The organism is Escherichia sp. WS338, assembly GCF_046486405.1.
Lineage (GTDB): Bacteria > Pseudomonadota > Gammaproteobacteria > Enterobacterales > Enterobacteriaceae > Escherichia > Escherichia coli.
On sequence record NZ_JBJQLL010000026.1, the window covers coordinates 15,494 to 28,888 of the forward strand.

A 13,395-nucleotide genomic window follows, 5' to 3' on the forward strand; every position below is an offset into this window, starting at 1 on the left:
CAGTGGTTATTGACCATTGTCGCCTTCGCGGGTTAGCCACCAGGCCCCCAGGATCGGCAAGGTTGTTACCAACATAACCAGCAGTGCCACCACGTTAGTTACCGGTACATCACGCGGTCGCCCAAGCTGATTGAGCAACCACAACGGTAACGTTCGTTCATGACCTGCCGTAAAGGTCGTAACGATGATTTCATCGAACGACAAGGCAAACGCCAGCATTCCTCCTGCCAGTAACGCCGAACTGAGATTCGGCAACACTACGTAGCGGAAGGTTTGCCAGCCATTAGCCCCAAGATCCATTGACGCCTCAACCAGACTCCACGAGGTGCGGCGAAAACGGGCGATGACATTGTTAAAGACCACCACTACACAAAAAGTCGCATGACCGACCACGATGGTGAAAAATCCCGGCTCCAGATTGATGGTTTTAAAGGCGGTTAATAACGCCAGACCAGTGACAATGCCCGGCAGCGCAATGGGCAGCAGCAGTAACAGCGAAATGGCGTTTTTGCCGAAAAAGTCTCGTCGCCACAGCGCGGCAGCGGCCAGCGTCCCTAACACCAGCGCGATTAATGTCGCCAGCGCCGCCACTTTAAGTGACAGTGTCACGGCATCAAGAATATCACTACGCTGTGCTGCCACGCTAAACCAGCGCAGCGTCAGGCCTTGCGGTGGAAAACTAAACGCCGCATCTTCAGTGTTAAACGCATAAACGGCGATAATCAGAATGGGAAAATGTAAGAAAACCACGCCGCCCCAGGCCGCCAGTTTGAGGAAAAACGGTGCGCGTTCAGAGTGCATCGAACGCTCCCAGACGTTTCACGAACGCCAGGTAAAGTGCGATGAGTACAATCGGCACTAGGGTGAATGCCGCCGCCATCGGCATATTGCCAATCGCCCCCTGCTGGGAATAAACCATATTGCCGATAAAATATCCTGGAGGGCCAACCAGCTGCGGGACAATAAAATCGCCCAGCGTGAGTGAGAAGGTAAAGATAGAGCCAGCGGCAATACCCGGGATTGCCAGCGGCAGCACCACATAGCGAAAGGTTTGTCGTGGACGTGCGCCGAGATCAGCTGACGCCTGCAACAATGACGGCGGCAAACGCTCAAGCGCCGCCTGCACCGGGAGGATCATGAACGGCAACCAGATATAGAGAAACACCAGAAAGCGCCCCAGCCCGGAAGTTGACAGCGTATTACCTCCCACCGCCGGTAGCGTGAGGAACGCAGTCAGCAGTGGTTCCAGCCCCAGATGTTGTAAAAACCACTGCGCCACGCCATCTTTTGCCAGCAATAACGTCCAGGCATAGGCTTTCACAATGTAGCTCGCCCACATCGGCAACATTACCGCGATATAAAAAAACGCTTTCATTTTCCCGCTGGTATAGCGCGCCATATACCACGCCATTGGAAAAGCCAGAATGGCGCTGGCGATAGTGACTGCCACAGCCATAATCAGCGTGCGGAGAATGATGTCGTAATTCGCCGGATTAAACAGCGCACGGATATTCGCCAGCGTCAGTTCCGGCGTTACCGACATGGTGAAATCGTCAAAGGTATAAAAGCCCTGCCATAACAGCGTTAGCAGCGAGCCGAAATAGACAATGCCAAACCACATTAGCGGGCCAAGCAGCAGCAAAAACAGCCCCAGCCCCGGATTACGCCAGAAGAAACCGGACACCTTACCCAGACCTGGACGTGAAGGTGATTGCAATACGTTCATCGCCATTCACCTCTCCTCAACCAGCGGTACCATCACATCACGCGACCAGGAAACCATCACCTGTTGTCCGGGCGTGAGCGTGGCGGGCAGTTCTTCGCCTGTCATATTGGCCTGACTCACCAGCAGTTTTTCACCGCCGTTCAGTCTCAGTTCAAAACGGGTCGCCGCGCCCTGATACTGCACCGCCTGGATCGTGCCATTAGCCTGCACTTCGCCGGGGATGTTGAAGCGGATATGTTCCGGTCGCAGGGCGAAGCTTCCCGTCATGCCACAAAGTTTGTCTGCCATCAGTGCATCAAAAACATTCGATGTCCCGACAAACCCGGCAACAAACGGCGTGCGCGGGCGCATATAGAGATCACGCGGGGAATCGACCTGCTCAATGCGTCCATTATTGAAAACCGCCACACGATCGGACATCGATAACGCTTCGCCCTGATCGTGGGTAACGAAGATAAAAGTGATACCGAGAGACTGTTGCAGCTTTTTCAGCTCAAGCTGCATTTGCTCTCGCAATTTGAGATCCAGCGCGCCGAGCGGTTCATCCAGCAACAACACACGCGGTTCGTTCACCAGTGCTCTGGCGATAGCAACCCGCTGGCGCTGACCACCAGAAAGTTGTGACGGTTTACGTTGCTGAACAAAACCAAGCGCCACTTTCTCAAGCGCCTCTTGCGCCATTGCGTGCCGCTGCTTTTTATTCACGCCTTTGACCATCAGCCCATAGGCTACGTTGTCAAGAATCGACATATGCGGAAATAGCGCGTAGTCCTGGAAGACAGTATTCACGTCCCGCTCCCACGGTGGCAGATTGCTGGCGGATTTACCAAAGATAGAGATAGCCCCGCCGGAAAGCTGTTCGAAGCCAGCAATCAGGCGCAGGCAGGTGGTTTTGCCGGAGCCGGACGGCCCCAGCATAGAGAAGAACTCACCATCTTTTATCGCAACACTGACGCCATCTACTGCGCGCACGTCACCGTACAACCGTGAGACGTTGTCAAACTCCACTGCGTACGTCATAAAACACCCCAGCGAAGTTAGCGACCGCCCATAATGGCAATGTAATCCTGCGTCCAGCGACTGTAGGGAACAAACTTGCCCCCTTCTGCTATAGGCGTTTTCCAGAAGGCGATTTTATCGAAATAGTTAAAACCGTTTGTTTCACAACCTTTCTCGCCTAATAACGGACTGGCTTTACACCCTTGCGGCACTACTGGTAACGAGCCAAACCAGGCCGCCACATCGCCCTGCACTTTTGGGGTTAATGACCAGTTCATCCATTTGTAGGCGCAAACCGGATGTTTCGCTTCGCTATGTAGCATGGTGGTGTCAGCCCAACCGGTAACGCCCTCCTTCGGGAAAACGGTAGCGACAGGCTGGCCTTCGGCTTTCAGGGCGTTGGCCTGATAAGGCCATGCACTGGAAGCAACCACACCCTCGTTTTTGAAATCGCTCATTTGCACGGTAGTGTCATGCCAGTAGCGATGGATCAAACTATGTTGATCGCGCAGCACTTTCAGCACCGCCTGGTACTGTTCTTCGGTGAGTTGATACGGATCGCTGATGCCCAACTGCGGCTGCGTGGCTTTAACGAACAACGCAGCGTCCGCAATGTAGATAGGGCCATCATAAGCCTGTACCCGGCCTTTATTGCTCTTGCCGTCCGGCAGATTCTGCTCAACAAAAACCACTTGCCAGCTATCCGGCGGCGTCGGGAAGGTTTTAGTGTTGTACATCAGCAGGTTCGGCCCCCATTGGTAAGGTGTGCCGTAAACTTTGCCGCCAACGTTAAACCAGTCGCCTTTAACCACGCGCGGATCGAGCGCTTTCCAGTTGGGAATCAAGGCGGTATTAATTGGCTGCACGCGTTTACCCATAATCAAACGCAGCGAGGCATCGCCGGATGCCGTAACCAGATCGTAACCCCCTTTGGCCATCAGACTGACCATTTCATCGGAAGTCGCGGCGGTTTTAACATTCACCGCGCAGCCTGTCTCTTTTTCGAATTGCGTTACCCAGTCGTATTGTTTATCAGTTTGTCCGCGTTCGATGTATCCCGGCCAGGCGATAATATCCAGTCGCCCTTCCGGTTTATCTAAATTGGTAGGTGGTTCGGCGGCGTGAGCGGTCATTATTGTCATGGTGAGCGCACACAGGCTGCTGCGGGCAAATGTCTTGCTCATAAAGTCTTACTCCTGTCGTAATTAATTGTTCAGCCGCCGTGCCGTAAAAATATCTCCTTGTTTAACCATAGACGGCGGCTAGCAGGCACACCTTCGCCCCTGAGAAAATTTAATCAGGTTGTGAGCTACCGCGCATTATGCCGTATGTAAGGTTATCTTCTGGAGTATAGACAAGGAGTTAGGAAATATGACTGCTATTCGAAATTCATATTACCCAACCTGAGAGGAATTTAATTAAACGCTATTACAGCCGTTCTTGAATAAGTTTGCCTAATTGTTTAACCGCCTGTTCTTCACGTTCTCCCCACTGCCACGCGGTATTAAAACGGAAAAAACGTGACCAGTTTTCACCGGTAGAAAACATTTTACCCGGCGCAATACTGATATGATGCGTCAGTGCTGCCAGGCTTAATTCGCCCGCATCTAACGGCTCGGGGAGCTCCAGCCAGAGAAAATAACCGCTGTCATTATGATGAATTTTCACTTCCGCAGGCAGATAACGCAGCAGTGCTTGCCAGGCACGTTGTTTACGTTCCGCAAGCTGGCGACGCAGGCGACGAAGATGGGCGTCGTATCGGCGCGTGGAAAGGTAATCCACCAGCGCAAGCTGCATCGGTGAGCTGGTGGAAAGCGTACTCATCAACTGCAAGCGTTGAATTTTACGTGCATGTTTTCCGGCGGCGACCCAACCAATACGAAAACCAGGCACCAGACATTTCGAAAACGAAGAGCAATGCAAAACACCATCGTGGCGATCCCACGCTTTCGCAGGCAGCGGTTTTTCCCGTCCAAAATAAAGTTCGCTGTAAACGTCATCTTCAATCAGCGTTACGTTGTACTGATTGAGCAACGCTACCAGCCGCGCTTTTTTCTGCGGCGTTAAGGTAAATCCGAGTGGATTCTGGCTATTAGTCATCAGCCAGCACGCTTTCACCGGATACTCCTGCAACGCCAGTTCCAGCGCCTTGAGATCAATCCCTTCTTTAACGTCCGTCGCCACCGATAACGCCTTCAGCCGTAACCGCTCCAGCGCCTGCAACGCACCGTAGAAACAAGGATTCTCTACTATCACCCAATCGCCCGGTTCAGTGACCGCTTGTAAACTGAGGTTTAATGCCTCTAACGCCCCGGCAGTAATGACAATTTCATCGGGTGAAATGGTGATGCCCTGTAAGGCATAGCGACGAGCTATAGCCTGACGCAGTTCAGCGTTTCCTGGCGGTAAGTTTTCAATCACGCTCATCGCCGTGGCGGTTTTGCTTACCTGTGCCAGCGAGCGGTTGAGTTGTTGGAGGGGGAAAAGTCGCGGGTCGGGAAAGGCCGAGGCAAACGGAACTACCGACGGATCGCGACTGGCCTGCAACATATCAAAAATATAGGTGTTGATATCGACTGCTTCATCTCGAGTGACTGGAATGACTGGCGCTTTCGGCATTTTTATTGCCTGTGTCGCAACGTAATAACCCGACTGCGGTCGCGCGATAATATGTCCCTGACTTTCGAGCAACTGATAGGCATGGCTGACAGTCATAAAGCTCATGCCAGAAAGCGCCACCTGGTCACGCAACGAAGGCAAACGATCGCCAGGTTGCCAGATACCCGACGCAATCTGCTCGCGTAATTGTTCTGCAAGCTGCTGGTATTTTTTCATTATCGAATCGTAATTATGTGCAGATGATTCGGCAGTCTATATCAGTTGTTAAAAATGACAACTTTTCATTAACTGTTATCAAACCATCACCAGTGATAACTCTTTGCCAAGCGCCTTAGCCGCAAGCTGGACGGCGTCGATTTTTGTAGCATGGTGCAAGTTAAATAAGCGAGTAATCTCCTGTTTAGGTTTGCCAATTCGTCTGGCTAACTCTTGCTGAGTGATTTCTGACTGTAAAAAAGCATTTAACAGCAATACTTTAGAGGCGATACTTAAAGGCACTTCAATAAAGTGATCGTTGTTAGTTAATGGCGAAGGCAACGGGATTAGCTCATTATCTTCAAAATAAAAATCAAATGCGGTGAGTAAGGCATCTTTTGCTGCTTCCATCGCTTCAGCAACAGTTTCTCCCTGCGTCAACGCTTCAGGGATATCTACAAAAGAAACCACATAACCGCCTTCCGGCGCAGGAGTAAGAGTGACGGGATAACGCATAATTTTGACTGTCTCTCGCATGTCATTAACCTTCTTATGGCGATTAATTTAAACCGAGTTGCTTCAGGATTGCTTTACGCAATGGTTCTTTTATCTCATCACTGGGGTGACGCGGCATGACACTGCGTCGCCCTTGAAACCTGAGTTTCAAATGGTTGCTGCCATTCGCCACATCGACGCCCTGAGATTCGAGCCAACGTCTGAACTCGCTTTGTTTCACATCGCCTCCCTGCCGCTGAGTATATCAACAAAGTAAACATTAGTGTTTACCTCCGTGTGTAATTTGCTCGAAAATAGCACTAAATCGCCGCAACGGCAGAATGCAATGCAAAATCAGGAAGGAAGATTCCAGAATTTCTTTGCGCTAATTTGCAAAACTGAATAATAACCTCAAGAAACGATCGGCATCATAGCGACAAAAGGTAAGAAAAAGGTGGCAGGATGTTTACGAAGGCGTTATCAGTTGTCTTATTAACGTGTGCGCTGTTCTCAGGACAACTCATGGCAGGGCACAAAGGACATGAATTTGTGTGGGTAAAGAATGTGGATCATCAGCTGCGTCATGAAGCGGACAGCGATGAATTGCGTGCTGTGGCGGAAGAGTCGGCGGAAGGTTTGCGCGAGCATTTTTACTGGCAAAAATCGCGCAAACCAGAAGCGGGACATCGTTGAGTCATTTGTTGCCGGATGCGGCATGACGCCTTACCCGGCAGGCAATATCATGCAGATTTGATGAGTTGTGAGTAACCAGAAAACTGGCGTTTTACCCTTTTCGCTTCGGTAAAGTTTTCAGCAGCTCATCCGGACTTACGGATGCCACTACGCTTCCCGGTAACGGCATTTTCAGTATGTGATTTTTGATTTTGCCAATGACGTGCATCTCGCATGGGCGGCAATCAAACTTTAGCGTTAATACTTCATCGCCGTTAACCAGTTGCATTGGCGTCGCCTTCCAGCTTTTGATATTGCCTTTCGCCTGTTTCGGGCACAGATTGAAGGCAAAGCGCAGACAATGCTTAGTGATCATCACCGGGACTTCGCCCTTCTCTTCATGCGCTTCATACGCCGCATCAATCAGTTGCACACCATAGCGATGATAAAATTCACGCGCTTTCTGGTTGTAAACGTTCGCGAGGAAACTCAAATGCGTTTGCGGATAAACCGGCGCAGGATCAGCAACCGGTTTACGGCTGCCGCGCTGGTAACTGGCAAGACGCGCAGCATCTAGCATGTCGGCGGCTTCACGGCGGAACTGGTTTAACAGACTGTTTGGTACAAACAGCGCACCCGGCAAATTAATTTGCACATCGCGGGCGTAATAGATGGTTTGCCCCAGTTTTGCCAGACCATCCTTTAGATTGTTCATTGCTTTTTCGGCGTTATTGGCTTCGTCGAACTGCCCGTCCAGCGTATGCGTGATGCTGACACCCTCTTCACTGGTGAGGGTCAGAATCAGTTGTTCCTGCCAGCCGCCCAGTTCAATGTCTACCGCCACCCGACGTTCGCTGGAAGTTTTTGTCAGTGCCTGCTGCCAGTTATGATCAAGATTACGGTTTAGTGGGTGATGCGGGCGAATTTTGTGCAACTCTGCTGGCATTTCATTGGGCCAGACGCGGTACTGATTTTCTCCGGTTTTCTCGACCGTATTGGCACGAAAGCCGACGACTTCACGTTTAATCATCACGTTCAGGCCATCGCCATTTGCCAGTGGCTCGGTAACGGCAACATCGAGATGATCTTTCGCCACTTTCAATACTTCACCCACCGGCAGGCCGATAAATTTCGGCGAATCGAACGCGCCAATATCGCCTTTACGGGCATTCACAAAATAATCTGTGCTACCACGGTGGAAAGTCTTTTCCGTCGATGGAACAAAGAAATGTTCAGTACGACCTGATGAAGCACGCGTCAGATCGCCACGTTCTTCAATAATGGCATCCAGCATCTGGCGATAATGGGCGGTGATATTCTTCACGTAGCTCATATCTTTGTAACGCCCTTCAATCTTGAAGGAGCGTACGCCAGCATCAATCAGCGCGCCGAGGTTGGCAGTCTGATCGTTATCTTTCATCGACAGCAGATGTTTTTCATAGGAAACCACCCGCCCCTGATCGTCTTTCAATGTGTATGGCAAACGGCACGCCTGCGAGCAATCGCCACGGTTGGCGCTACGCCCTGTTTGCGCATGAGAAATGTAGCACTGACCCGAATAGGCCACGCACAGTGCGCCATGAATAAAGAATTCAATGGTCGCGTCCGTGGCCTGGTGAATCGCGCGGATCTGCTCAAGATTCAGCTCTCGCGCCAGCACAATCTGCGTGAAGCCAACATCAGAGAGGAACTTCGCTTTTTCTACTGTACGAATGTCGCACTGCGTACTGGCGTGCAGTTCAATCGGCGGAATATCAAGTTCCAGAATCCCCATATCCTGAACAATCAGCGCGTCGACGCCGGTCTGGTAGAGGTCGGTAATCAGCCGTTGCGCAGGTTCCAGCTCATCATCATGCAAAATGGTGTTAAGCGTGACGAAAATTTTTGCACCATAACGATGGGCAAATGGCACCAGTTCGGCAATATCTTTCAGGCTATTACTGGCATTATGACGGGCACCAAAACCAGGGCCGCCGATATAAACAGCATCGGCACCGTGCAAAATAGCTTCGCGGGCAATGGCGGCATCGCGTGCCGGGCTTAACAGTTCAAGTCGATGAGAAGATACGGTCACATTCTTATCCAGTAGCTGAAAAATGGCGGCTATTTTAGCCACAAGCGCGACGTTGCGAAATAGTTTTCCCGCTTAACTGCGTGGGTAATGGATGAGGGAATGAAAATGTACGATTTGCTCCCCACCATTACGATAGATATGCGTAACGTCTGCAGCAAATCGAGCGCCTTCTCCACAATTAAGGCTCTGCCATTCACCATCAACGCACAGATCAAGTTGCCCATCAATGACGACAACATGTTCGATTACTCCCTTCTCATGGGGCGTCGATTCACTTATTGCACCAGGTGCCATCTGAATCGAGAAGTGTTCAAAGCAGAGTTGTGGATCATAAGGAAACAGCGAAGTGATCACCATCGCCTGCTGTTGAGGATCATAAACTGAAGGCGTAGCGGACTGCGGCGGAGAAATAAATGTCGAAAATGGCACATTCAACCCGGTGGCAATTTTCCATAATGTCGCGACCGTCGGGCTGGACTCATTACGCTCAATCTGCCCTAACATCGCTTTAGAAACGCCCGTCGCTTCTGCCAGTCGCGAAAGACTCCAGCCGCGCTGCTGACGTAGTTGTTTAAGTGTGGTGGATAAAAAGCGAGCGAGATTTTCCATGCGACTCCTCCGGCAAAACGTAAGTTTATCACTTGTGCGTTATAACGGACAAATGCTACGGTGCCTGTATGCTATAACGCACGAGGTGACTATGCGTCTGTTTTCTATTCCTCCGCCCACGCTACTGGCGGGGTTTCTGGCGGTATTAATTGGCTACGCCAGTTCAGCGGCAATAATCTGGCAAGCAGCGATTGTCGCCGGAGCCACCACTGCACAAATCTCTGGCTGGATGACGGCGCTGGGGCTGGCAATGGGCGTCAGTACGCTGGCTCTGACATTATGGTATCGCGTACCTGTTCTCACCGCATGGTCAACGCCTGGCGCGGCTTTGTTGGTCACCGGATTACAGGGACTAACACTTAACGAAGCCATCGGCGTTTTTATTGTCACCAACGCGTTAATAGTCCTCTGCGGCATAACGGGACTCTTTGCTCGTCTGATGCGCATTATTCCGCACTCGCTTGCGGCGGCAATGCTTGCCGGGATTTTATTACGCTTTGGTTTAAAGGCGTTTGCGAGCCTGGATGGTCAATTTACGTTGTGTGGCAGTATGTTGCTGGTATGGCTGGCAACCAAGGCCGTTGCGCCGCGCTATGCGGTAATTGCCGCAATGATTATTGGGATCGTCATCGTTATCGCACAAGGTGACGTTGTCACAAATGATGTTGTCTTTAAACCCGTTCTCCCCACTTATATTACCCCTGATTTTTCGTTTGCTCACAGCCTGAGCGTTGCACTCCCCCTTTTTCTGGCGACGATGGCATCGCAAAACGCACCGGGTATCGCAGCAATGAAAGCAGCTGGATATTCGGCTCCTGTTTCGCCATTAATTGTGTTTACTGGATTGCTGGCACTGTTTTTTTCCCCTTTCGGCGTTTATTCCGTCGGTATTGCGGCAATCACCGCGGCTATTTGCCAAAGCCCGGAAGCGCATCCGGATAAAGATCAACGTTGGCTGGCCGCTGCCGTTGCCGGCATTTTTTATTTGATCGCAGGTCTGTTTGGTAGTGCCATTACCGGGATGATGGCTGCCCTGCCCGTAAGTTGGATCCAGATGCTGGCAGGTCTTGCGCTGTTGAGTACCATTGGCGGCAGTTTGTATCAGGCGCTGCATAATGAGCGTGAGCGCGACGCGGCGGTGGTGGCATTTCTGGTAACGGCAAGTGGATTGACGCTGGTCGGGATTGGTTCTGCGTTCTGGGGATTAATTGCCGGAGGCGTTTGTTACGTGGTGTTGAATTTAATCGCTAACAGAAACCGATAATAAAAAGCGCCATCTAACGATGGCGCAACTGGTATTACTTTTTGTTAACGTCAAACATGGTGGCATCGGTCGCCATGTCATCAATAACTTGTTTAATATTTTCGAAAGCCATTGGCGTACTTTCGTTATTCAGGTCTTTACCTTCGCCCTGACGAACGACTTTGATAACCGGTTTATTAGTCGCTGCATCAATCAGCTCACCTTCAAAATACAGGCGAGTATCCATGGTACGGTGGCCCGTCGCCATTTGCGTCCCCGCAACCACTAATGCAACAGGAACCACTTCATAGAATTGCAGCCCTTCTTTGCTGGTATCTACACCGGTAATGGCCCCACGGAAAATCAGACTACGCGGCCCAGCGGTGGTAACCAGTGGTTTACGCTGCGCAATCGCTTCTTTCATTTCGGTGTTGGTATAACTCAAAATTTTATCCAGAACTTTCTGCCCTACCTGGGTAGATGGTTTCGGTACCGGATAATAAGTGACTGGGTTCCAGACGATGCTGTCATATTTGCTTTGATCAAAACTCGGGTCTACCCAACGTAAAACAGGTTTACCTGTTGCTGAGGTTGTTTCTTTTAAATCAGAGTAATTGTTTAAAAAACCAGAATATTTATCTGGCTGGGTGATTTTAGAGGCACAACCAGACAGAGCCAACAAGCCGCATAAAGCTGCAACTTTCGCAATTGATGTGGTACGCATGAATAGTTTCCTGAGATGATTATATTACTTTCTAAGTTATAGCAAAAAGCGCCGCTTCGTGTTGTGGCAAAAAAAGTGTTGGTGAAAATAAATTTTTTAGCCCCTTTTCAGACGACATAGTCAATGCCGAAAAAGACATAGTCAATGCCGAAAAAGGGGCTGCCGAAAAAGGGGCTAAGTCAATCATCAGTAGTTAAATTTCAGTAAGTTAAGCTGCTAAAAAATTTCGACTACTGTGATTAATTTCACATCCATTCGATAAAAAATATGCTTACCGAAAAGAAGAACAGTAAACCATCTCAGCGTGGGGAATTTTCACGCGCCTTGTTCCTAGCGGGTCATTTTTTACGTGCCAGCATCGTGGCGAAACGCAGTTTAATACGATTACCGTTGGCGTCGGTGCGGTGCAGCTCGCCGACGTCTTCATTGTATTTCACCATCTCCCAGCCTTCGTAATATCGACGTAATTCCCCCTCTTTGAAGGCAAACGGGAAGCCGACGGTACATGGATAATCAGCGGTATCCATCGCCGCCACAATCAGGTTGTAACCGCCAGGTTTAGTGCAACGTTGCATATTGGCAATCAGCCCTGGGATGGTTTTAGCCTCAAGGAACATCAGCACCACAGTCGAAAGAATAAAATCATACTGTCCATCAAATGTGAGGTTATTCAGATCAACGACCCGGGTGTGTAAATTCTCCAGATTTTCAATGGATTTAATCCGCTCGACGTTGGCGATACTCATGGCATTTTTATCCCATGCGTCAACATCATAACCATTGGCTGCCAGGTAAAGACTGTTACGACCATTGCCACAGCCCAGATCCAGCGTTTTACCCGGTTTAACCACTTTCACCGCTTCCAGCACTTCAGAGTGTGTGCGAGTTAATTCATATTTATCAGTAAAATAGTTTTCGTCACGAATGATCATTCTTTGTCCTCTGCTTTCATTAAAACGGCGCGCTCGGTTCTGATTAACAATTTTCCCTGCATCAGAAGCGCAAAAGTACGGATGAGCAGTATTGCAATAATAAAATTGGTAAAGATAAACAGCGGCACCGCCAGCGTATGGAAAAATCCATTATCGCTGCCACTCCCCAGATGCAAACCGGTGGTTGCCAGTGCAGATACGCCGAACGAGAAACTCCAGAATGAAGCATTAAATGGCTGGGAGAGATACCATGGCATCAGACGTAGCATAAACAGCAGTTGCAGCAGTCCATAACCGAAAAGCATTTTCGCCAGCGTGTCACCCTCGCCGCCGTTGACGCTCAGCCAGGCACTACAGGCCACCAGCGCAGGAGCGAGCTGAATGCCGAGTGATGTCCGCAGCGCCGTGGGTAATTCTCCCGAACTGCGCAGACGCTGCAAGATCACAGGTTCAAGGCTTAGCCATGAGAAAACGCCTGCGCCTAAAAACACCAGACCGGCGTCGGTGTAGCCCAACGCACCACAGGCCATTGCGCTGATAAAGTTGTTGGCAACTGTCGGCAGATACAGTCCAGGCGTGGTAGCTTCTTCAGGGTGAGATCCGCGCCATAATCCCGCAGTTTGCCAGGCGGCATAAGCCAACTGAACCACGACGCCAAAACTGAACAGGCACACCGCCAGTGGGCGAAACCACGGAACAAAACCAATCGCCACCAGCATCGTCGTTGCCGGAAACAAACTCACAAAACTGCTCAGCACTGGATGGCGCACTTCCGCCAGCACGCTATGCGGAAAGCGTATGAGTCGGGTAATAAATGCGCTAGTTAATAATCCCCAGATGATCATCGCCAGAATCACCAGCCCATCCCCTAACCAGTGGCTGACCTGCCAAACCTGGCTGGCATAGCGCCAGGCAAATCCCATCCCTATCGTCCCCAACACAATACCAAAGTAGCCTGCCGGCAAATTGAGCACTTTATCGCTCTGCATCTTCTTACTCATTTTGTTTAATTTATAAAGTATATTTGAAATGCATTTTATGGAATTTTCTCGAGCATAGCCAGAGCCGCAGAATTTACTACGGTTATAGTAAGTCACCTGTGGGAAA

General features: G+C 50.3%; 14 protein-coding genes. 2 read left to right on the forward strand and 12 right to left on the reverse strand.

The genetic code is table 11. The features are described from left to right. Positions 1-6 precede the first annotated feature (6 nt). The 7 genes from ACJHWT_RS19110 to hicA all read right to left on the reverse strand — a co-directional run bounded on the left by ACJHWT_RS19110 (position 7) and on the right by hicA (position 6,275). Positions 7-801, reverse strand: coding sequence for an ABC transporter permease (locus ACJHWT_RS19110; RefSeq protein WP_000555484.1), 795 nt, complete (start codon positions 799-801; stop codon positions 7-9). Continuing rightward, a complete protein-coding gene (locus ACJHWT_RS19115) occupies positions 791-1,732 on the reverse strand; it encodes an ABC transporter permease (protein ID WP_001251307.1) in 942 nt (313 codons plus the stop codon). Before ACJHWT_RS19115 ends, ACJHWT_RS19110 begins: the two co-directional genes overlap by 11 nt. Beyond that, entirely contained in the window at positions 1,733-2,746 is a 1,014-nt protein-coding gene (locus tag ACJHWT_RS19120; protein ID WP_000220433.1) for an ABC transporter ATP-binding protein, read from the reverse strand. Positions 2,747-2,763: 17 nt separating this feature from the next. Then, complete coding sequence (gene ydcS / locus ACJHWT_RS19125) at positions 2,764-3,909, reverse strand: putative ABC transporter substrate-binding protein YdcS (protein ID WP_000047448.1); 1,146 nt, start codon at positions 3,907-3,909, stop codon at positions 2,764-2,766. Between the two features lie 244 nt (positions 3,910-4,153). Beyond that, the gene (locus ACJHWT_RS19130; protein ID WP_000760605.1) at positions 4,154-5,560 is read right to left on the reverse strand and encodes a PLP-dependent aminotransferase family protein; all 1,407 of its coding nucleotides are present in this window, start codon (positions 5,558-5,560) and stop codon (positions 4,154-4,156) included. A 78-nt stretch (positions 5,561-5,638) separates the two neighbouring features. Beyond that, positions 5,639-6,055 (reverse strand): type II toxin-antitoxin system antitoxin HicB, encoded by a 417-nt coding sequence (gene hicB / locus ACJHWT_RS19135; protein ID WP_076838470.1) that lies wholly within the window; start codon positions 6,053-6,055, stop codon positions 5,639-5,641. 43 nt (positions 6,056-6,098) lie between these two features. Beyond that, entirely contained in the window at positions 6,099-6,275 is a 177-nt protein-coding gene (gene hicA, locus ACJHWT_RS19140; protein WP_000813796.1) for a type II toxin-antitoxin system mRNA interferase toxin HicA, read from the reverse strand. Positions 6,276-6,496: 221 nt separating this feature from the next. On the opposite strand from hicA, the gene ACJHWT_RS19145 reads away from it, so the two are divergent. Further along, positions 6,497-6,727, forward strand: coding sequence for a YncJ family protein (locus ACJHWT_RS19145; protein ID WP_000494243.1), 231 nt, complete (start codon positions 6,497-6,499; stop codon positions 6,725-6,727). 91 nt (positions 6,728-6,818) lie between these two features. Here ACJHWT_RS19145 and rlhA read toward each other — a convergent pair whose 3' ends face one another. Next, positions 6,819-8,780, reverse strand: a complete 1,962-nt coding sequence (gene rlhA, locus ACJHWT_RS19150; protein WP_001317809.1) for a 23S rRNA 5-hydroxycytidine C2501 synthase — start codon at positions 8,778-8,780, stop codon at positions 6,819-6,821. A 72-nt stretch (positions 8,781-8,852) separates the two neighbouring features. Then, positions 8,853-9,389, reverse strand: coding sequence for a DNA-binding transcriptional regulator SutR (gene sutR / locus ACJHWT_RS19155; protein ID WP_000429147.1), 537 nt, complete (start codon positions 9,387-9,389; stop codon positions 8,853-8,855). 52 nt (positions 9,390-9,441) lie between these two features. Between sutR and ydcO the strand changes: the two genes are divergently transcribed. Beyond that, positions 9,442-10,653: a BenE family transporter YdcO gene (gene ydcO, locus ACJHWT_RS19160; protein ID WP_071593090.1), complete on the forward strand. Its 1,212-nt coding sequence runs from the start codon at positions 9,442-9,444 to the stop codon at positions 10,651-10,653. A 34-nt stretch (positions 10,654-10,687) separates the two neighbouring features. On the opposite strand, the gene ACJHWT_RS19165 is transcribed toward ydcO, so the two are convergent. The 3 genes from ACJHWT_RS19165 to tehA all read right to left on the reverse strand — a co-directional run bounded on the left by ACJHWT_RS19165 (position 10,688) and on the right by tehA (position 13,277). Then, positions 10,688-11,356, reverse strand: a complete 669-nt coding sequence (locus ACJHWT_RS19165; protein WP_001261034.1) for a DUF3313 domain-containing protein — start codon at positions 11,354-11,356, stop codon at positions 10,688-10,690. Between the two features lie 338 nt (positions 11,357-11,694). Further along, positions 11,695-12,288: a tellurite resistance methyltransferase TehB gene (tehB, locus tag ACJHWT_RS19170; RefSeq protein WP_000586735.1), complete on the reverse strand. Its 594-nt coding sequence runs from the start codon at positions 12,286-12,288 to the stop codon at positions 11,695-11,697. Continuing rightward, positions 12,285-13,277: a dicarboxylate transporter/tellurite-resistance protein TehA gene (gene tehA / locus ACJHWT_RS19175; RefSeq protein ID WP_001317808.1), complete on the reverse strand. Its 993-nt coding sequence runs from the start codon at positions 13,275-13,277 to the stop codon at positions 12,285-12,287. The genes tehB and tehA overlap by 4 nt, the downstream gene beginning before the upstream one ends. Positions 13,278-13,395 lie beyond the last annotated feature (118 nt).